The 19,708-nt window shown below is 54.6% G+C and carries 19 protein-coding genes; 4 read left to right on the top strand and 15 right to left on the bottom strand.

Features of this window, described 5'->3' with window-relative positions; genetic code table 11:
• Window positions 1-6: 6 nt before the first annotated feature.
• The 4 genes from plsX to NSQ80_RS08705 form a co-directional block, all read right to left on the bottom strand.
• Window positions 7-993, bottom strand: coding sequence for a phosphate acyltransferase PlsX (gene plsX, locus NSQ80_RS08720; RefSeq protein WP_016312478.1), 987 nt, complete (start codon window positions 991-993; stop codon window positions 7-9).
• A complete protein-coding gene (gene fapR, locus NSQ80_RS08715; RefSeq protein ID WP_028537792.1) occupies window positions 977-1,573 on the bottom strand; it encodes a transcription factor FapR in 597 nt (198 codons plus the stop codon). The genes plsX and fapR overlap by 17 nt, the downstream gene beginning before the upstream one ends.
• Before the next feature lie 257 nt (window positions 1,574-1,830).
• Entirely contained in the window at window positions 1,831-2,004 is a 174-nt protein-coding gene (gene rpmF / locus NSQ80_RS08710; protein ID WP_009222962.1) for a 50S ribosomal protein L32, read from the bottom strand.
• Window positions 2,005-2,063: 59 nt separating this feature from the next.
• Window positions 2,064-2,585 (bottom strand): DUF177 domain-containing protein, encoded by a 522-nt coding sequence (locus NSQ80_RS08705; protein WP_016312480.1) that lies wholly within the window; start codon window positions 2,583-2,585, stop codon window positions 2,064-2,066.
• Between the two features lie 194 nt (window positions 2,586-2,779).
• On the opposite strand from NSQ80_RS08705, the gene NSQ80_RS08700 reads away from it, so the two are divergent.
• A complete protein-coding gene (locus NSQ80_RS08700; RefSeq protein WP_339302051.1) occupies window positions 2,780-4,021 on the top strand; it encodes a nucleotidyltransferase in 1,242 nt (413 codons plus the stop codon).
• A 55-nt stretch (window positions 4,022-4,076) separates the two neighbouring features.
• On the opposite strand, the gene NSQ80_RS08695 is transcribed toward NSQ80_RS08700, so the two are convergent.
• A complete protein-coding gene (locus NSQ80_RS08695) occupies window positions 4,077-5,105 on the bottom strand; it encodes a SepM family pheromone-processing serine protease (RefSeq protein WP_339302050.1) in 1,029 nt (342 codons plus the stop codon).
• A gap of 179 nt (window positions 5,106-5,284) precedes the next feature.
• Here NSQ80_RS08695 and NSQ80_RS08690 point away from each other — a divergent pair, with 179 nt between their 5' ends.
• Window positions 5,285-6,505: a nucleoside recognition domain-containing protein gene (locus tag NSQ80_RS08690; protein WP_323076423.1), complete on the top strand. Its 1,221-nt coding sequence runs from the start codon at window positions 5,285-5,287 to the stop codon at window positions 6,503-6,505.
• A gap of 15 nt (window positions 6,506-6,520) precedes the next feature.
• Here the strand turns inward: NSQ80_RS08690 and coaD are convergent, their stop codons facing one another.
• From coaD to NSQ80_RS08670, 4 genes are all read right to left on the bottom strand, one after another.
• Window positions 6,521-7,033: a pantetheine-phosphate adenylyltransferase gene (gene coaD, locus NSQ80_RS08685; RefSeq protein ID WP_009222956.1), complete on the bottom strand. Its 513-nt coding sequence runs from the start codon at window positions 7,031-7,033 to the stop codon at window positions 6,521-6,523.
• Window positions 7,026-7,628 (bottom strand): 16S rRNA (guanine(966)-N(2))-methyltransferase RsmD, encoded by a 603-nt coding sequence (rsmD, locus tag NSQ80_RS08680; RefSeq protein WP_009222955.1) that lies wholly within the window; start codon window positions 7,626-7,628, stop codon window positions 7,026-7,028. Before rsmD ends, coaD begins: the two co-directional genes overlap by 8 nt.
• Window positions 7,629-7,929: 301 nt before the next feature.
• Entirely contained in the window at window positions 7,930-8,382 is a 453-nt protein-coding gene (locus NSQ80_RS08675; RefSeq protein ID WP_198136135.1) for a hypothetical protein, read from the bottom strand.
• A 132-nt stretch (window positions 8,383-8,514) separates the two neighbouring features.
• Window positions 8,515-9,228, bottom strand: a complete 714-nt coding sequence (locus tag NSQ80_RS08670) for a glycoside hydrolase family 73 protein (RefSeq protein ID WP_323076420.1) — start codon at window positions 9,226-9,228, stop codon at window positions 8,515-8,517.
• A 158-nt stretch (window positions 9,229-9,386) separates the two neighbouring features.
• Here NSQ80_RS08670 and NSQ80_RS08665 point away from each other — a divergent pair, with 158 nt between their 5' ends.
• Window positions 9,387-9,962, top strand: a complete 576-nt coding sequence (locus NSQ80_RS08665) for a hypothetical protein (protein WP_339302049.1) — start codon at window positions 9,387-9,389, stop codon at window positions 9,960-9,962.
• Window positions 9,963-10,065: 103 nt separating this feature from the next.
• Window positions 10,066-10,743 carry a tetratricopeptide repeat protein gene (locus tag NSQ80_RS08660; protein WP_009222951.1) on the top strand — a complete coding sequence of 226 codons (678 nt, stop codon included), beginning with the start codon at window positions 10,066-10,068 and terminating at the stop codon, window positions 10,741-10,743.
• Window positions 10,744-10,822: 79 nt separating this feature from the next.
• On the opposite strand, the gene NSQ80_RS08655 is transcribed toward NSQ80_RS08660, so the two are convergent.
• The 6 genes from NSQ80_RS08655 to helD form a co-directional block, all read right to left on the bottom strand.
• On the bottom strand, window positions 10,823-13,984 hold the full coding sequence (locus tag NSQ80_RS08655; RefSeq protein ID WP_339302048.1) for an MMPL family transporter: 3,162 nt from the start codon (window positions 13,982-13,984) through the stop codon (window positions 10,823-10,825).
• The gene (locus NSQ80_RS08650; protein ID WP_260071216.1) at window positions 13,981-14,430 is read right to left on the bottom strand and encodes a MarR family transcriptional regulator; all 450 of its coding nucleotides are present in this window, start codon (window positions 14,428-14,430) and stop codon (window positions 13,981-13,983) included. The genes NSQ80_RS08655 and NSQ80_RS08650 overlap by 4 nt, the downstream gene beginning before the upstream one ends.
• Before the next feature lie 193 nt (window positions 14,431-14,623).
• The gene (locus NSQ80_RS08645; RefSeq protein WP_260071215.1) at window positions 14,624-15,061 is read right to left on the bottom strand and encodes a GNAT family N-acetyltransferase; all 438 of its coding nucleotides are present in this window, start codon (window positions 15,059-15,061) and stop codon (window positions 14,624-14,626) included.
• Complete coding sequence (gene rpiA / locus NSQ80_RS08640) at window positions 15,046-15,732, bottom strand: ribose-5-phosphate isomerase RpiA (protein WP_260071214.1); 687 nt, start codon at window positions 15,730-15,732, stop codon at window positions 15,046-15,048. Before rpiA ends, NSQ80_RS08645 begins: the two co-directional genes overlap by 16 nt.
• A 157-nt stretch (window positions 15,733-15,889) precedes the next feature.
• Window positions 15,890-17,155: an MFS transporter gene (locus NSQ80_RS08635; RefSeq protein WP_323076414.1), complete on the bottom strand. Its 1,266-nt coding sequence runs from the start codon at window positions 17,153-17,155 to the stop codon at window positions 15,890-15,892.
• Between the two features lie 81 nt (window positions 17,156-17,236).
• On the bottom strand, window positions 17,237-19,582 hold the full coding sequence (gene helD, locus NSQ80_RS08630) for an RNA polymerase recycling motor HelD (RefSeq protein WP_339302047.1): 2,346 nt from the start codon (window positions 19,580-19,582) through the stop codon (window positions 17,237-17,239).
• Window positions 19,583-19,708 lie beyond the last annotated feature (126 nt).

Below are 19,708 nucleotides of genomic sequence, written 5' to 3'. Positions count from 1 at the left end.
CCTCATTCACTCCCCGCTGATTTCACGTGCTATACTTTCCGTCAATTTGCTTTGCAACGCCGTACGCGCTTGGCGTACAGCATTCTTAATGGCACCTCCGTCAGAGGATCCATGCCCCTTCACGACCAAACCACTTAAACCAAGAAGCGGCGCTCCGCCATGCTCCTTGTAGTCCATCGTCTTCTTCAATCCGCGCAGGGACGGCATTAATACGGCTGCAGCCAGCTTGTTCTTTAACGATTTTGAAAATTCCTTCTTCAGAATCGAGAACATCGTGCCCGCCGTACCTTCCAGCGATTTCAGCAAAATATTTCCCGCAAAGCCGTCACACACCAGTACATCGCAAGCACCGGTCAAGATATCCCTAGCTTCCACGTTCCCAACAAAGTTAATCGGCATCGTCTCTAACAGCGGGAAAGCCGATTTGGTAAGCTCATTGCCCTTCTTCGCTTCGGTGCCGACATTCAGCAGACCCACCCGCGGCTTGCTAATGCCGTGCACCTTCTCGCGATAGATGCTTCCCATCAGGGCGTACTGGGCCAGATGCTCCGGCTTGGCATCCATATTGGCACCAAGATCAAGCGCTAACACGCCGCGCTCATCCACCGTCGGGATCATCGGCGCAAGCGCGGGCCGCTCAATCCCTTCCATCCGCCCGACCACCAGCAGTCCCGTAGTCATCAATGCACCGGTGTTGCCGGCGGAGATCATCGCCTCCGCTTCCCCTTCGCGGACAAGCCGTCCGGCGACAACCATCGAAGAGTCCTTTTTGCGGCGAACCGCCTTAACCGGCTCGTCCTCCGCTTCGATCACTTCGGACGCGTGATAAATTCGTAAATTTGCCGGCGCTCCTTGCAGCATCGGCTTCAGCACTTGCTCATTACCAACCAGAATGATTTCGGTATCGCTCCATTCCTTGGCTGCGGCCAGTGCACCTTCGACCGTGCTCTGCGGCGCGTGATCTCCGCCCATCGCATCAATGGCGATTCTCATGCTGACTTCCTCCTTCTGAAGTGTCCTCTCCGGTGGACCGGTAGATGACGAAATTCCCTTGGAATACCATTTCTTCGCCTACGTAAGTAAAGACCTCAACCTTCGCTTTGCCTTTTTGGCCGGAATTGGGTCTGACATAAGCTTTCGCAATGCATTTCTCACCGAGATGCACCGAACGGATAAACCGGATGTCTGCAGAGAATGTCAAAGCGATTTCGTCGTTGATCACAGCCACCGCCAAGGAGTTCGCCTGGGCAAACACATGATGTCCACGGGCGATCCCCGTCCGGGAGAACACATGCTCCTCACGGATTTCAAAGATGGAGATCCCGCTCTTGTCCAGCTGCAGATCGACGATCTCCCCGATGACCTCATGCAGCGGCAAGGAACGAACCTGGTCATACGACCGTTCCGCCATCAGCTTCATCCGCTCCCGGAGCTCCGGGATGCCCAGCTCCATGCGGTCAAGACGGATTGTCTGAATGCTGACTTTCAGCTGACGGGTCAGCTCTTGGTCCGTAATAAACGGGTTAGCTTCTATCATTTGGACGAGCTGTTGCTGCCTCGCCCGCTTCGGCAAACGTTCGATGGGTATCCCCCCCTCTTCAGCAAGCAATGATGGTCTATCTATAATATCAACGTTCCCTTATATGTAATAGTTGGCGAAGCTATTCTTTAGAACCTGGTACTAAAATGTAGTATAAAGCATCCCGTCCCAAAAGAAAAGCGAAATTGCCATAAACCTGACGGAAGGCGGCACGGGAGGCGGCAACAACAAAGACAAAAAAAATAGCACCTCATCGAAATGAAGTACTACTTTGAGTTGTTGCTTTAAGCTTATTGGCCAATAATTTCTCTAGATTTGTAAGTTCCGCAAACTTTGCAAACGTGGTGAGCAAGCTTCAATTCTCCGCATTGTTCACATTTTACCATGCCCGGCACAGCCAATTTGAAATGCGTGCGGCGTTTGTCGCGGCGCGTTTTGGACGTTCTCCGTTGAGGTACTGCCATGGTTCCCACCTCCTTATTCAAGTCAACCCTAACCGGGGCTTTATTTCTTGTTTACTTGCTTATTTCTTGAAAAAATCGCCGAGCGCTGCGAGTCGCGGATCGATCTTGTCCGTATTGCAGCCGCAATCCCGCTCGTTCCGATCCGTTCCGCAAACCGGGCATAGCCCTTTGCAGGATTCCTCGCACAGAGCGGCATACGGAAGATGAAGCAACAGCGTCTCTTCCACGTACGGCACGAGATCGACTTTGTCGTCGGCGACATAATGCAAGTCATCGTCTTCTTCCTGCGCCTGTACGTCTGTCTCGGGATCGTCGCCTTGTTTGAAGCTCTCTGAAAACTCCGCTTGCACGACCTGCTTCAAGGGCTTCAGACACCGGGAACAGGTCATATCGAGCTCTGCGGTCAGCTGACCCTTGACATCGACTACGTCTCCGCCGGCAGCTTCCGCCTGCAAATCGACCTGAAGCGGACTGATCGCGGTAATGTCCCTGCGACCTTTAACGACATGGCTTACGTCCAAGGCTTGATGAATCTTCACCGGAGCTCCGGACGAGTTCACCTGACGTAAATGAATAATCATCAGCATCACTCCAAACAAACAAAAGTTATTATACCGATTTTAAGTAAGTTTTGTCAACAATAAAGCGATAATCCTGCGGAAAAGCTGTCGTTCACTTCCCCCTTGCCGTACCGCGCCGATTTCATGGTATATTGTGGTATATTCATAAATGAAAATTTGAAACTATCACCCCGGAGAATAAGGAGTCGAGTCCTTTGAAGATCGTAGGGATTATCGTTGAATATAATCCGCTCCATAACGGTCACGCTTACCATTTCGCCGAGGCGAAGCGGTTGACGCAGGCGGACGCGGTCATCGCCGTGATGAGCGGCGATTTCCTGCAGCGCGGCGAGCCGGCGCTTGTCGACAAATGGGCTCGGGCCGAGATGGCCCTCCGCCTCGGCGTCGACGTCGTACTGGAGCTGCCGGTCGCCTACGCGGCCCAGCCGGCGGAGTGGTTCGCCTACGGAGCCGTGGCCTTGCTCGATGCGACGGGGATCACGTCGCATCTATGTTTCGGCAGCGAAGCTGGCGCGCTGACGGCGCTGCTGCCGCTGGCCGAGCGGCTGGCCGCCGAACCGCAGGCGCTGCGGGCGGCCCTCGCGGAGGAGCTCGCCACCGGGGCGAGCTACCCCGCGGCCTATGCGGCCGCAGCCGCGCGTACGCTCGGCGGCAGCGCCGCCGATACGTGCGCAGCGCAAGCGCTGCTGGAGCAGCCCAACAACAGTTTGGGGCTGCACTACCTGATCGCGCTGCGGCGGCTGGGCAGCGGCATCGCGCCGGCCACCGTCCGGCGCCGGGCCGCGGGATACGGCGATGTCGCGCCAACGGACGCGAGCATCGCCAGCGCCACCGCCGTGCGGCGGCTGATCGCCGGCGGCGGCCTTGCCGCGGCCGCGCCGTATCTCCCGCCGTTCACGGCGGAGGTCCTCGCCCGCGAGTTCGCGGCGGGACGCGGGCCCGTGACGTGGGAGAGCTTGGCCGCGCCGCTCTTCCATCAGCTGCTCCTGGCGTCGCCGGAGCAGCTGGCCGCCCTTCACGAGGTGACCGAAGGGCTGGAATACCGGATCAAAAAGACGCTGCCCCGCTTGGCAGAGCCCACCGTCGCCGAGCTGCTCGCGCAGCTCAAGACGAAACGCTACACGCATACGAAACTGCAGCGCACGCTGCTGCATATTCTCTTGCAGCATCCCCGCGAGTTGCTGGCGCCAGAGGCGCTCGCCCAAGGCCCGGGGTATCTGCGCGTGCTTGGCTTTAGCGCGGCCGGGCAGCAACTGCTGAAGCGGATGAAACAAACGGCCCGGCTGCCGATCATCACCCGGGCTGCTGAATTGGAGCACCCGCAGCTGAATCTCGACATTCGGGCCGCTGCCGTATATGCGAATGCTATGCCAAAGCGCAGCGCGGAGGAGCTGCTGCGCGAGTACCGTCAGGCGCCCATTCGCCTAACGGATTGATCGCTAAAAGCGCTCTAAGCCTCCCGCCGCCGAACTGGATTCGCCCGCCCTTGGATTATGACGCCTTCGGCTCCAACGAAGCCAAATAATCCAAGGCATCGTCCAGCTTCTTCACCGGGACGAGCTTCATCTTCGAACCGATTTCTTCTGCTTTGGCCTTCGCAACCTTATAATTTGCCTCCGGAACAAAAAATATTTCCGCCTTCTCCCGATCCGACGCCACGATCTTGAACTGGACGCCGCCGATCGCTCCCACGGTGCCGTCTTCGGCGATGGTGCCGGTGCCGGCCACCCGGTAACCTTTGCTCAAGTCCCCCGGCGTCAACTGATTATAAATCTCAAGCGTAAACATCAAGCCGGCCGATGGACCGCCGATCCGCGTGTCAGCAAACTTCACTTCCTTGGCCTGATCCGCTGCCTGTACCTTCCGCAGCTCGCCTACCGATACGCCTAAACCGGCCTTGCGCACGCCGTCAGCCGATTTGATCTCCACGAGCTCCACCTGCTGGTCGATCGTTTTGCCGCCGCGTTCCAGGCGGACATCGACCACATCCCCCGGTTGATTGTCCTGCAGCAGGGCGCCGAGCTCCTCAAACCGTTTGACCGGCTGTCCCTTTACCTCTCGAATAATATCCCCGGAATGAATATCCCCCTTGGGCGGGCTATCCTTAGACAAGCCGAAGATAAACACGTACTCCGGGACGATATCGTACTTGACGCCGGCTTTATTATAAGCCGCCATGATCGCATTCGATTGGGAGCTGCTCATGTAATACCGCTGCTGCGTTTCGTACTCCTCGTCATTGCGATCCGCTTCCTTCTTCACGATCTCGGCATGCTTGTTGAAGCGAGCCGCCGCCAACATCCAAACGTTGGCGTAACTGACGGAAACCGTGGTCAGCATAAAAGTGCCTTTTTCCTCGGGATCTCCCGACGGGATGGAAACCATCGGTTTGATTTCCTCTGCCGTCCCCGGCTGATTGATCATATACGGGGTAGACATGTAGACGACAACATAGACGATCACCGCAAGGATCAGCACATACAGTCCCGATTTTAACGCTTTGGCTCTGGATGGTCGCATCCCGTTCTCCTCCCTTCCTGTGCGGCGGCGAATCCGCGTCTCCCTCAGCCCGCCGCTTCTCTGCATGCACCCGCCATGCGAAACCGGTAGTCTGTCCTTCGCTGCTGATGCATAGCATGTACTATGCGTGATTTTGCTATCGGTTTTTATCTAATGACAAAGAAGGTGGATCTATACATATGAACTTCCAACGTTTGGCCGCCAGCCCGCTCTCCACGTGGCTAACCGGATTTTTGGCCGTTTTGGTCGTCATCTGCGTCGTATATGCCCCCGGCGAAGCGTTTAAAGCTTCGGGGGAAGGCTTAGCCATTTGGTGGCGCATCGTGTTCCCAGCCTTGCTGCCGTTTGTCGTCCTGTCGCAAATGCTCATCGCCTCCGGGTTCGCCCACGGGCTGGGCACGCTGCTGGAACCTCTCACCCGCCGCGTTCTGGGCCTTCCCGGCTCCTACGGCTGGGTGTTGCCGCTTGGGATGACAGCCGGCTTCCCTGCCGCAGCCGAAGCTGCGGTGACCCTGCATAAGCAGGGCAAGGTCACCGCGCGTGAAGCCGAACGTCTCGCCGCGGCAGCTCACTTCTGCAGCCCGATGCTGCTCGTCGTTGTGATTGGCGCAGGCTTCTTAAGCCGCCCTGAGGTCGGCTTGCTCTTGCTCGCCGTGCACTGGATTGCCGGCCTCGCCGCCGGCGTTACGCTGCAGTTGGTGTTCCCAGACCGCTCGAAATCAGCGGTGTCTCCGCCGGTAAAGCCTGCAGCCAGGCCGCGTGAATCCATCCTGCGCCTGGCCATGCGCCGGATGGAGGAGGCCCGCCGCGAAGACGGCCGCAGCTTTGGCAAGCTGCTGGGCGACGCGGTCGCCTCGGGCGTTCAAACGCTGATGATTATCGGCGGATATATGCTTATTTTCGCAGTCGTGATTCACGTTATTCTGCTCGCGTTCCCTAATCAAACAATGGCCGTTGCAGTGAAAAGCGCTCTCGAGGTCCATTTAGGCTCCTATGCCCTGTCCGGGCTGGCCCCTTCCCTTCCTCCGGCCCTCAGCGCCTCGTTACTGGGTGCGGTGCTAGGGTGGAGCGGCCTATGCGCTTACCTGCAAGTGCGTGCCATCCTCGGCCCCGCAGGCATCGGAGAACGGTCGTTCCTGCTCAGCCGTCTGCTCCATGCAGCTTATGCTTATGTCCTGACCCTGCTGCTGTGGAAGCCGGTCACCCGCTGGCTGCCAAGCGTTCTCCCCGCATTTGGCGGCAGCGAAGCCTCCCCAATAGGAAGCGACACCCCGGCCGTCAAGCTGCCCAGCTGGCAGCAAGCGTTCGGGGTGATGGAATGGCAGCTGTGGATGCTGACATTGCTGACGGTTGGCTTCTTGTCCATCGCGCTCCTGTGGCGGCGACAAGAGAAACCTTAAAGCTCTGAGCCTTGCTTAGCTCGGCCCCAGCTTATCCTTGAACTTCTCACGCAACGCCATCTCAACCTCCGGCGGAACGAGATCGCTGACATCGCCGTGGAAGCTGGCTATCTCCTTGACGACGCTGGAGCTCAAATACGAATATTTGGGATGCGTCATCATAAAGATCGTCTCCACCTCACTGTTCAGCTTATGATTCGTAGAAGCCAGCTGCAGCTCATATTCAAAGTCGGTGACGGAGCGAATGCCCCGGACGATTACATGGGCTTGTTTGTAGTCCATGTAATTGACCAGCAGATCCCGGAAGCTGTCAATTTCGACATTAGGAAGATGCCCGGTCACCTCTCTGAGCAAGGCCTTGCGCTCATCGACCGTAAATAACGGCTTCTTGCTCAAATTGTTCAGCACGGCCACGATCAGCTTGTCAAACTGGCGCGAGGCCCGCTGGATGATGTCCATATGCCCTTTCGTTACAGGATCAAAGCTGCCCGGATATACCGCCACTCGCGGTTGCCGCTGTTCACTCATGTTGTTTTTCCTCCTGATCGTCGGTTTGAACCGTGTTCAACTCGGTATCGTAAGTATAAATGGATACGGAAGTCTCCCCGTATTCCGCTTTACGTATTTGCACAAAAGGCCCAAACCGCTCAGGATAAACATACGAGGCTTCGTATTCGAGCACGATCGTGGCCTCCGGCTTGAGCAGCTGCAGCTCGTCCATCTGGGTCATCAGCGCATCCCCGTGTTTCAGGCGGTACGGCGGATCCAAGAACACCAGATCAAATGACGCCTCCCGTTTCGCCAGAGCTTTCAGCGCACGTTCAGCGTCGTTTTTGTAGACTTCAGCCATGGTCTCGAATCCGGTCGCCTTCAAATTCTGACGGATCGTCTCAATGCTCTTAAAATCTTTATCGATAAACACCGCCTTGTCCATGCCGCGACTTAACGCCTCAATCCCGAGACCGCCGGTTCCGGCAAACAAGTCCAGCGCGGAGCCGCCGTCGAAATACGGACCGATCATGCTGAATATCGCTTCTTTGACTTTGTCTGTGGTTGGCCTGGTCCCCATGCCGGGTACGGCTTTGAGCGACCTGCCCCGGGCTCGGCCCGAAATAACTCTCATCGATTTGTTCACTCACCTTTTATGCCTGGAAAATTCCTGTCGATATCGTACCATAATCCGCCTTGGAATGAAAAATGAAAAAATCATCGAACTTTTTTGCGAATGGAGGTATAAAACCCCTCTGCCCGGACACACTTAGAGTATCGACATCACCAAATGTCGTAGACAACCGCGGAGAAGACTTACGTTTCCCCATAAGCTCTTCGTCCGGTTTCTCCTCTCCCATGATGGGCATCCCGCAAGGGATGCCCGGACAAAAGCCCTTGTAGCAAGGAATTCTACGAGGGCTTTTGTCCTTTTTTTATTTCAGCTTTAGCTTCGCGAAGTAACGATCTACTAACTCCTGTCGTAAGTTGCTCGCCTCTTCACCGGATGAAGCCGGGCTAATTAACCAAATCTCCGCATCGGGGAACTTCGGGTGGGTCAACTCAGGAGGGAGCTCTGACTGAGGAATGGACCACGCGATGCGTACCATCTCTGCATCGAAATAGCTTGCCCCAAGCCGAATCAAGTTAGCGCCTTCATAACGATGTCCGGACCCGTTGACGAGGAAGCAATTGTCATACACCTGTCCGTTAATCTTTACTGCACCCTTAAATTGGGCGTTTCGTTTGTCATAATACCCGTCTAACGAAAGATGGACCGGCGGTGCAAAAGTCGGGTCCTCCTCCATCCAGGCCGCACCGTCAAAGGTTTTCGTCACCTTCACTGGAGATACGTTCTCGATATACCACCATGTATACATTGCCAGCAACAAAACCAATCCGGCAACCGCGGATATCCATAATCGCTTGCGAATCGTTACTCCCTCCCTCGCGGCAGTTCCTTAATCTTCCAACTCATCGTACCACCGGGGGACGCTGATGACAACCGTCTAAGTCCTGGCTTATATCCCCTTGTCAAACAAGCCCCGACGGTGCATCACGGTAATGATTCGGTAAAAATCCACGCTGCCCTGCTCCGGGTTCATCAACAGCGGATCGTCTTTGCTGTATTTCACCGCCGCCTCCACCGCTTCCTTGGCCCAGGCGGGAATCCCCGGCTTTGTCCATTTCTCCAACTCGGCGATTTTCTTCGCCTGCGCTTGGACGAGGTCTTGAAGCGCTGCAAATTGTTTTTTCTCCTCTGCAGTCATCGGTTCATCTCCCTTCGTTGCATCATATTGCGTCAAGCTGTAGGTATTCATCAACTGGATCAGCTTGTTGGCATATTGCGGATCCGTCGCGTATCCGGCCGCTGCAACGGCCCGCGCCGCTTCCGGACCTGTCTTTCCAATCGCCCCGGCATAGCGCGGCGCCGATAATAAACGGGCGTGATCCGCAATCGATTCTGCCCATGACCGGTATTTGCGAAAAGCCGCGTTCACCGTCACCGCTTTGCCGCCCCGATACTCGGTTGTGGGCAGAATCAAGCTGCCTGCCGGACCGGTGCCTTTTAACCCAAACAGGTTATTGCCTTGGACAGCAAGACGACTGGTCCCCCAGTTCGATTCCAAAACGGCTTGGGCGATCGTCAATGAAGCCGGAATCCTGCTTTCCTTCGAGCTGGCGACGGCAAGGGGGGCGATTTTCTGAATAAACCCGTTTTTATCCAATCGCATTCACCTCCACCATAGTTTATGTATCCGGTTGGACGAGGGATTGGACCCTTACCTTGACGGCCTCGGGATCTGCTTAATTCGATGTATAGCCGTGAATTCGAGGGGTAACCTAAAGATGGTTTCACAACCTAACTTAACTTTAGGAGGATCCTTAGCAGATGTACAACAATGTCAGTCAACAACTTCGTGAGATCGAACAAACGATGCGCCAGCTGGAACAGCAAACCCGTCAAGCTACGATGATGTACCAGCAAATGCTGCAACAGGAACAACAAAACGCGATGCAGCTGGAAGAGCTGGCTCAACGCGAGCGTAGAGCCGTGCAAGTGATTCAATCCGCACTCCAAGGGCATCAAACTGCGATGCAGCAGTATCAACGCGTAGCACAGCTTGCGAATCAACTGGAAAGCAGCGTAAACTCGATGTCTGGTTTCGGCACGAGTTATACCCAGCCTGGCATCGGTCAAACCTCCTACAGCACGCAAGGAATCGGTCAAAGCAGCTATAGCGGTGGCAGCATCGGCTCTTCCATGAACAGTCACCAGCCAAGCTCCACGCATACCAGTTCTTTGAGCTCCATCGGCTCCAGCGCTGCCAGCTCCATGAGCTCCATAGGTTCCGTAGGTTCCACGGGTTCCGCAGGCTCCATGAACTCCACGGGATCTCACACCTCGGGTTCGATCACCGGTGCAGGTTCGATCGGCTCCACAGGCTCGTTTCGCAACTTCCAATAAATCAATGTGACAGCCGCCTCGAGGCGGCTGTTTTTATTTTTTCCTCGTCCTCCTTCCCCTGTGATATAATTGGAAATTATCATGTGATTGCGGAGGACTTTTCATGAGTAAGATATTCCTGTTTTTTCTCTTGTCTTGGCTGCTAGGCAATCCGTTTCTCGCCATCATCGTCTTGCTCCTCATCCTTTACTTCATTGATCGGCGATATGTTGGGTTGTTTCCGAGCCTGAGCAAACCGATCAAACGCAGCCGCAATATAGGTCGTCTCCGGCAGCAGTTGGCCGCAAGCCCCTTCGACGTCTCTGCCAAACGCGAGCTTGCCCGCTTACTGCTGGAACGCAAGAAATATGCCGAAGCTCATCGCTTGCTCGAAGAGGCGAAGGACTTCTCTGAGTCGTCGGCAGAGTTTTGGGATGACCTCGGGACGGCCTGTTTAGGACTGGGACGGATCGAGGAAGGGGAAGCGCATATTTTGCACGCCCTAAGCCTGAACGAACGGGTGAAATACGGTCAACCTTACCTGCGCCTCGCCTCCGCCTTCCGTGAGCGAGATCCGCAGAAAGCGCTGCAATACGCCGCTCGGTTTGGCGAAATCCAATCCTCCTCCAGTGAAGCGTATTATTTGCTTGGCTGCTTGTATCAGTCGCTGGGCAGCAAGGAAGAGGCAAAACGCGCTTACAAGGAGTCGATTGAGGTGTACCGTTCTCTACCGAAATATAAGAAGCGTCAAGAGCGCGGATGGGCGCTGCGCAGCTTCCTCAAACGCAGCACGCTTGGTTAAGGTCAAGGTATCCACAACAAAACGCCGGCTTCCCTCCAAATTGGAGAAGAATCCGGCGTTGCTTTTGTACACCTGTGGTTTACAGATTTACACTGTTCTCTTGCTGCGTCCCTTCGCCGAAGCGCCGGTGAAACGGCCACCAGTTCGCTTGCCCAAACAGCTTCACCATCACCGGGATGAGGAACGGCAAAACGACTACGGAGTACAGCACCAGGCCGGTTAACACCAGCGTGGCGATTTGCAGCATGGACAGCACGCCGGACGGATACATCGAGGCCATCGTCCCGCCAAGAATGATCGCTGCGGACAAAATCACCGTCCCCATATTGCGCATCGAATGCAAGATCGCGTCGCTGACGTTCCACTCTTTGTTCTCGTTAAAGCGGTCCATCAGGAAGATGCTGTAGTCAACGCCCAGCGCTACCAACAGAACGAAACCGAAGAATGGCGTCGCCCAGCTCACGCCGGAGTACCCAAAGACGTCGACGAAGACCCACTCCGTAAACCCGATCGAAGCGTAGAACGTCAACACCAGGGACAAAATGATGTAGACTGGCATCACCAACGAACGAAGCAATACCACCAGGATAATGAAGATCCCTGCCAGCATTAAAAAGACGGTGCGCGTATAGTCGTTCCCCGAAATCGTCTTCAGATCGTTAAACGTACTCGATACGCCGCCGATCGCGATGTCGGCGTTTTCCAGCGGCGTCCCTTTCACCGCCGTTTGCACCGCAGCTTCCACTGCATCGATCTGGTCAATCGCTTCCCGGCCATAAGGGTTGCTGGAGAAGACGACTTCAAGCTTCATGACTTTGCGGTCCGCGGACAGATACGTATCGAATACTTGCTCGATCTGTTCGTTCTCCAGCGCTTCCTTCGGAACGTACCAGCCGTCCAGACCGTTGTCCGTGCTTCCAACCTCCGTCAAGTAGTCCTTGGCAGTTGTTAATCCGCCGGACACTTGAGCCAGGCCGTCAACGCTTTGATTCAGCCCATCAGTAAGCTGCGTGATTTGACCGGAGAATTCGCTGAATCCGGTTTGTACTTGCTGTTGCCCGTTTTGAATTTGCGCCAGACCGGATTCGACTTCAGGCAGCTGCCCCACGATCTTGCCTTGACCCTTGGCAGCCTGATCCAATCCCGTTTGCAGCTTCGCCAGCCCAGCAACGATTTGGTCCAGGCCCTCAGCCAACTGCTTCCCGCCGGCTGCCGCCTGCGCGTAGCCTTGGTTAGCTTGATTCAGCCCGGCCGCAACCTGCTCAAGCTGTGCTTCGATCTGCTGAAGCCCGGCCGTCAGTTGCTCCAGACCTTTGCCGGTTTCCAATACCGTCGTGCGAATCGTTAAATAATCTGGATCCGACGCTAAATCAGGATATTTGCCCTCCAGGCTGCTGAAGCGCCCCGTCAAGGCGGCTAACCCCTGCGAAGCAGCCCCCAAAGGTTCGCGGATTTCCTTCAGACCGTTACCCAGGCCGGAAACCCCTTGAGCCAACTGCTGATAAGAGTCAAGCAGTTGATTGTGGGCGTTCGCCAAATCCTCAGCGCTCTTTTGCGCTTGTTGTAATCCTTGCTTCAACTGGCCGGCCCCAGCCGAACCTTCCCGAATCCCTTTCTCGATCGCGGTAAGACCTCCAGACAGCTGAGAGATTCCGTCCTTCAGCTTCGCGGTACCGTCCACCAGCTTCCCGGTGCTATCGGCGGCTTCCTTCAGCTTAGGGGCGTTTTCCGACAGCGCCTGGCTGGCTTTCGCTAATCCGTTTTGGATCTTACCCAGCCCTTCGCCGCCTTCGCCTAATCCTTCACCGACGGTCTTCACCTGATTGCTTAATGCGAAATCCTTAAGCACTTCCCCTGTCGGGCGGCTCATCCCCCGAATGCTGGCGACGCCATCCGTTTTCTCAACCTCGCGGCTGATCTTCTCAGCGAGTGCCATATACTCCGCATTATCCATGGGCTCGTCATTTTTGATCACGATGGTGGACGGCAACGACTCACCGGGTTCAAAGCTTTCGGAGATGATGTTATACGCTTTGACCGATTCATATTCGCCGCCGATTTCCTCCATACTGTTGAAGGATACATTGCCGGTGTACGTAATCACGAACGGTACCGTTACAGCAGCAACGATCAACAGAGCTGCCCAGGGACGCTTCAAGGAGAAGCGACCGATGGCGCCCCAGAACCGGTTTTCCTTATGTTCCAGCGAACCGCGGACAGGCCAGAACAGCTTGGTGCCCAGCACGGCCATAAAGAACGGCACGACCGTAACCAAGGCGATAAGCATAACCGCGATGCCGACCGCTACCGCTACCGCCGAGCGGTACAACATAAATTGCGATAATCCAATTGTCGTGAAGCCGACCAGGACGGCGAGCCCGGAGAAGAGCACCGTCTTCCCTGCTTTACGGTACGTCTGGACGATCGCCTCCCATTGGTCATCCGTATGCTGCAGTTCTTCCTTAAAGCGGCTGATCAGCAGGATACAATAGTCCGTCCCGATCCCAAACATCACCGCCACCATAAAGATCTGCGTGTACGTCGAAATCGGGAAATTCACCGTATCCACCAGGAACGCAACGACGGATTGGGACACCAGATAGCTGAGCCCAACCGTCAGCAATGGGATAAACGGTGCCACCACCGAGCGGAATACCACGAACAGGATCAGCAAAATAAAGATTACGGTAAAATATTCCGATTTCTTCAGACCCTGCTCCGAACTGACGATCATATCCTCGTTAATTTGCTTTTGCCCGGTCAGATAGTGCTCGACCTTCAGCGAATCGAGGGTTTGATGAATATCTTGCTCGATCTCCTTGAGCGGACGCTGCTCGTCAAGCACCGACAAAGAGGTTAATATCGTTTTACCGTCCTTGGAGATCAACTTATCTTTCGCTTCCGGCGTGCTGAACGGATCGGTAATTGAAGCGATGCCGATCTCCTCCATATGGTCGCGCAGCGCGGAGATGCCTTGTTCAATCTCTTTCTGCTCGGCATCATCGATGCCTTGATCATCATGAAAGACGAGGGCGATCTGAGTCTCTGCCGCTCCGCCCTTCAGCTTGGCCGCCTCCGCTAATATGGCGGAAGCTTCAGAGGAGGAATACCCGTCCGGAACGGTGATCTCCCCGTTCTCCCGCACTAAATTCCCCATGGAAGGCGCCGTCAGCATTAATGCTGCCGCCAAAGCGATCCACAACAGCAAGATCCACCATCTTGCCTTCAGTATGAATCTCATTTTCCCGAACTCCCCTCTCCGACCAATCTGGCTAATCTCTCAAACGCGCTAATAAATCCTTCCACTTCGTCCGCTTCGAAATGCACCAAATACTTCGAAACGGTGCTGATGATCTGATCTTGGACAATGTCGTAATTGCGCTGCCCCTGCTCTGTCATCGTTAAATAAACGACCCGACGGTCGTCTTGATCCCGAGTCCGCTGAAGCAATCCTTTGTCGACCATCCGTGTGATCATCGCGGTGATGGAGCTTTTGCCTACCCCAAACGCATCTGCCAGTTCCGTCGAGGTACATCTGCCGCGGGAGGAAATGTACTTCAAAATCTGAAATTGCTCCATGGTGATATCCTCTTGAATCATGTCGCGGATTTGCCCGTTCAGCCGCTTCGAGACCTCGAAAAAAGCTGCCATATACCGCTCAATCAACTGCTTCGTTTCAAGATTCACCCCTAAATCCCCCCTTGTCTTCTGAACAAGAAACATGTCCAGTTAGTTCACCAGTAGAATAGTTCGACAATGAAACTACATATGAAACTATAGGCGATTGCCGCCTGAAAGTCAAATCCCTTGAGCGAATTTTTATCACGATGATTACGCAAAAAAAGCCGCGGGGTTCTCCCCGCAGCCTTTCAGCCGGACCTTATTCATCCTCTTCGTTCTCTTCCACTTCATAGATGCAGCGAAACCGTTCTTCCCCGATGGCTTCATCCCAAAACCCGGTAATTTGAAACCCGATGTTCCGGAAAAAATCTGCGCCTGCCTCATCGGTAATGGCCTCCATCCGCTCCGGAGATGCTTCCGTGAGGGCGAGCAGCACCAAGGCTCGTCCATACCCTTTCATCCGCTGTTCTGGATGGACGGCAAGATGGATGATTTCAAGCGTCTGCGAAGCGTTGACACGATAGCCGATAATTCCGGCAATCCCCGCTTCCTCTTCATATCCATACAGCTGATATGTATCCTCTTCCCGGTACAAACGAGCCGCGTCCTCCAGCGCATCCGGGTCAAACATCACCGCATATTCCAGCAGCTCCCGAATGACAGGCTCGTCCACCCTCGCTTTTATTGATTTGAACATGGTGCCTCCTTAATTTCTGTACGCCCATCCTCATAACCAATCACGACGGTTTGCGCAATGCCAACGAACAGTCCGTGCTCGACAACGCCTGTCATCGCCTTCAACTCGTCGCTTAACCGGGCAGGGTCAGCGATTTGTCCGAAGGCCGCATCCACGATGTAGTTCCCGTTATCGGTCACGTACAGCTGATCCCCCTGCATCCGCATTTCGAACGGAACATCGTAACGGCTCTTCAGCTCCCGCAGGGTCCATTCGTAACAAAACGGCACCAACTCAATCGGCAGTTTGAAACGCCCCAATGTAGGAACCATCTTGCTATGATCGGCAATGACGATAAACCGATCGCTGTTGATCGCGACGAGCTTCTCCCGAAGCAGCGCTCCCCCGCCGCCTTTGATCAGCGCCATTTGCGGATCCACCTCATCGGCCCCGTCGATCGCCAGATCCAATCGGTCCACGTCCTTCGCCTCAATTAGCGGGATGTGATATTTCGCGGCAAGCTCCTCTGAAGCCTTCGAAGTTGCGATGGCACGAATTTGCAACCCGTTCCCCACCATCTCGCCGATTTTCTCGATCGCATAATAAGCGGTTGACCCCGTCCCGAGACCAACGGTCATTCCGTCCTTTACCCATTCTGCAGCGCGGTAACCCGCCGCCTGTTTGGCATTCATGTCTACCCCTCCAAAATCATGATGTTCGTACCTTTGCCCGCTCGAACACCTCTGTCCCAGCGGCACTTTCGCTCCTAATCATACCAAAAAAGCCCGGACAATAGAACAGCAGCGTAACCGATCGGTCCGCTGCTGCCGAGAGTCCATGCCCTTATGCCTAGCTGTGATGGAAAGCCTTTACCACTTTCGTACGTTTTCGGGGCTCCTTGGGCTTGATTGCGCCACCGTGCCCGGATTCCGGCTTGACCATCGTCAGCAGCAGGATGACCGCCACCAGCGACACTCCGGCGATGACGAAAAACATCGTCATATGGCCAGCCTTCATCAGCAGCGACATCACCGGCGGCCCCGCCGATACACCGATAAACCGCATGCTGCTGTAGAGTGAAGTAATCGTACCTCGCATTTCCTTGTCGACACCTTCGGTGATCAAGGCATCGGAGCTGGGCAGGACGATGCCGATACCAGCGCCGCAGACGATCAGGCAAACGATCACAAAATAGATGTTGTTGAAAAAGCCGATGCCAAATAAGGCGCCGGTCGATAGGATTAAGCCTGCGACGCCAGACCATTTCATCAGCTTTTTGTCCTTGCCGATTTTTTTCCCGGTCACATAAGAAGCCAGACATAAAGCTGCCAGCGGAATCGCCAGTACCAACCCCTTGATCACACCGTCCAGGCCGTGTTTTGCTTCCAGTTGCTCAGACAAATAAAACAGCACGCCAAACAACAGGAACATCGAAATGCAGCCGATCGCAAAGATGGCATACAGCCAGCGGCCTTTTTGCTTCAGCACCACTTTGACGGCAGAGATAAATTCCCTCAGCGGCTTGGCCTTCTCCCGATCTTTCGGTTCCCGCACCAAAAACAGCACCAGCAATAGCGAGATCAAACATAATACCGGAATCGACAGAAGCGGCACATACCAGATCCAAGCGCCAAGCAGTGCACCTAAGATCGGGCTGAGCACTTTGCCAAACGTATTGGAGGTTTCGATCAAGCCTAAATTGTGGCTGACTTCCTCCTCACTTTCATACAGATCGCCGACCAGCGGCAACACGATCGGGAAGGCGCCAGCCGCTCCGATCCCTTGCAGGAAGCGACCGCCTAGGATCAGCCAGTATACGGCCAGCCCGTTCACAAACCAATCCGCCACGCCAGAAATACAGCCGCCGATTCCCGCGATAATCAAGCTGGGCACAATGATCGCTTTACGGCCGAATTTATCGGAAAGATAGCCGGCAATCGGAATCAGCAAGATCGCAACCACCGCATACACGGTGATCAGCATACTGACCTGAAAGGAGTTGACATGAAGCTCACGGGCAATCTGTGGCAATATCGGAATCAGCATGGAATTTCCCAGCGTCATAATAAGCGGTATGGAGGCCAATGCAATCAAATCGCCTTTTTTGCCGAGCATCTAACCATCAGGCCACCCTTCACGAATGAAGTTTAAACAGACCCGGTTAGTGTGATACATTTAGCCGAAATTATACCGCTGTCAAGGAACCAGAATATAGGTTGATTTCGAAGCTCCCCGGATAAACCGGCTAGGTTCGCCTACGGAGTAAATGCGCAGCAAGTGCATCGATCTTGTGCAGGCCGTATAAAACAACTTCCGTTCGGCTTCTCTCGTGTACTTCCGGTCGGAACCGTCGTAAATCAGTACCGCATCGAACTCCACACCTTTGGCCAAATACGCCGGAATGACATGAACCCCTTTCTCAAAGGATAACGTCGTCTTCTTGATCAGCTTGGCCGGCAGCTTAGCGCTAAGCCGATCGTAGGCTTGCTTGCTTTCCTCCGCCGTTTTACAGATGACGGCAATCGATTCATATCCGTCCGCGCGCAGCTGACCGATCGTTGCCTCCAGCGAAGCGTGGAGCTTATCTGCATCGTCAACCAGGTGAACCTCCGGCATCTCGCCTTCCCGGTTAAACGGAACGATCGCCTCCCCGCCAGGGATCATCTCGCGGGTGAACTCAACAATTTGGCGGGTGGAACGGTAGCTTTGCTCCAGCGTAATCAACTCGCTCTCCTCCGCACCGTACAAATCGCTGAATACAGAAGACTGCTGAAGCACCGAGGCGTGAGCATAAATCGCCTGGTTCAAGTCGCCGAGCGCCGTCATTTTGGCCCGCGGGAACAGCCGCTTCAGGAAGAACAGCTGGAACGGCGAATAATCCTGCGCTTCGTCGATAATGACGTGACGGATCGACGTGTTGGACCGGAAGCCAAGCAGCAGCTCTTTTAAATAGAGGAAAGGCGTAATATCTTCATAGAACAGCTCGCCCCCCGCAATCTTCTGCAGCGTTTGCTCACAGATATCTTCCCACTGATCTGGAAGCTCTTCTTGATGGACTTCCCGGAAGATCGTCAGGTCGCTGAACAGCTGCATATATAGACGCGTCACATCAACGAACCGCAGCGATTTGACCCATTTCCGGAGCGGTTTAAGACGATCGCTGACAACCATTTTGGCCAAAATCGTCTTCTCATCCTCGTAATCGCTGAATGAAGGACTTTTACCATGCTGCTTGCGCCGCATGCGCTGGTAAGCCCGCTGGTAGTCCTCTGCATCCAGCAGCTGAATTTGTTCCTCTACCCAAGGCTGATCCAGCTCGGACTTACCAAAGGCCGCGATGGCCTTCAGCAGCCAATCTTTTAACAGCTCACAACGGTTGGCCAGCCGGATCGCGGGATCATAAGCATAAAATTGCCGGGCAATTTCCTCCACGCCAACAATTTCCTTGCCTTGAAAGCGGAGCGGTTTAAAGATCATCCCTTTCTGCTCCAGCAGTTCCTTATACCGCGTGATCGCATGCAGGAACTGTACCGACGATTTAAAACGGATTCCGCTGACCCGAGCTTGATAAGCCTCATCCTCAGGAGCAGAGAGGACAAATTCGATTTGTACAAACGGGTCCTCAAGCTGAAATTCTCTTCCAAGCCGATGCTCCAGATACTCCTGGAACGTCGTTTGCAGCATATTTTCTTCGCCCAGCTCCGGAAGCACCGTTGAAACATAGCTGTTAAACATCGGATTGGGCGAGAACAAAATCATCTGATCCGCTTGCAGCACCTCGCGGTGCTTATAAAGCAAGTAAGCGACCCTCTGCAAGGCGGCCGATGTCTTGCCGCTGCCGGCGGCCCCTTGCACGATCAGCATCCGGCTGCGATCGTTGCGGATGATTTTATTTTGCTCACGCTGGATCGTGGCCACGATGCTCTTCATCTGCGCATCAGAGCTGCGGCTTAACACCTGCTGCAACAGCTCGTCGCCAATCGTGACGCCGGTGTCGAACATCACCCTGATGCGGCGCCCGTTGATCACGAACTGACGTTTTAGCGTCATCGTCCCTTTGATCGTACCGGACGGCGTCTCATAGGAAGCTGGACCCGGAACGCTGTCATAATAGAGATTGGAAATCGGGGCACGCCAATCATAGACGAGGAACGTTTCATCCCCCTCTTCGAGCAATGAAGCAATCCCAAGATAGATGGCTTCCACCGGTTCGCCGTCTTCAGCGAAATCAATGCGCCCGAAATAAGGAGACTGCTTTAGACGTTTCAGCTTCCCCAACGCGATAGAGGCATGCTGGTGGCTTTTCTCCCGCTCTGCGAGCACCTGGGACTGCTGCCGTAAGCTAGTTGACGTTTCACCGACATCATCCGCTTCGCTGAAGTTCACCGTTACTTCGTCCCAAAAGTTCTTCCGCATCTCAACGACATCGCCGCGTACGCTGCCAACCTCCCGCTCCAGCTTGCGGATTCTGGCGTCGATTTGGTCGGCCACGTACTCCACGCGGCGCTGTTCTTCCTGCCATGCCTGATCTGTATGGTCCAATTAAATCGCTCCCTTGAATGACATCTAACTTTATCTACAGCTGATATCTTGACAAATGATAAAAAGCATGTTATAATTGATTTGGATGAAATCTGATCTGCAACAACGATTGATAGTCTATCTTTT

The sequence above is a fragment of the Paenibacillus sp. FSL K6-2441 genome (assembly GCF_037964765.1).
Lineage (GTDB): Bacteria > Bacillota > Bacilli > Paenibacillales > Paenibacillaceae > Fontibacillus > Fontibacillus phoenicis.
The sequence above is the reverse complement of the archived record's forward strand: the minus strand, read 5'-3'. Positions and strand labels throughout refer to the sequence as shown.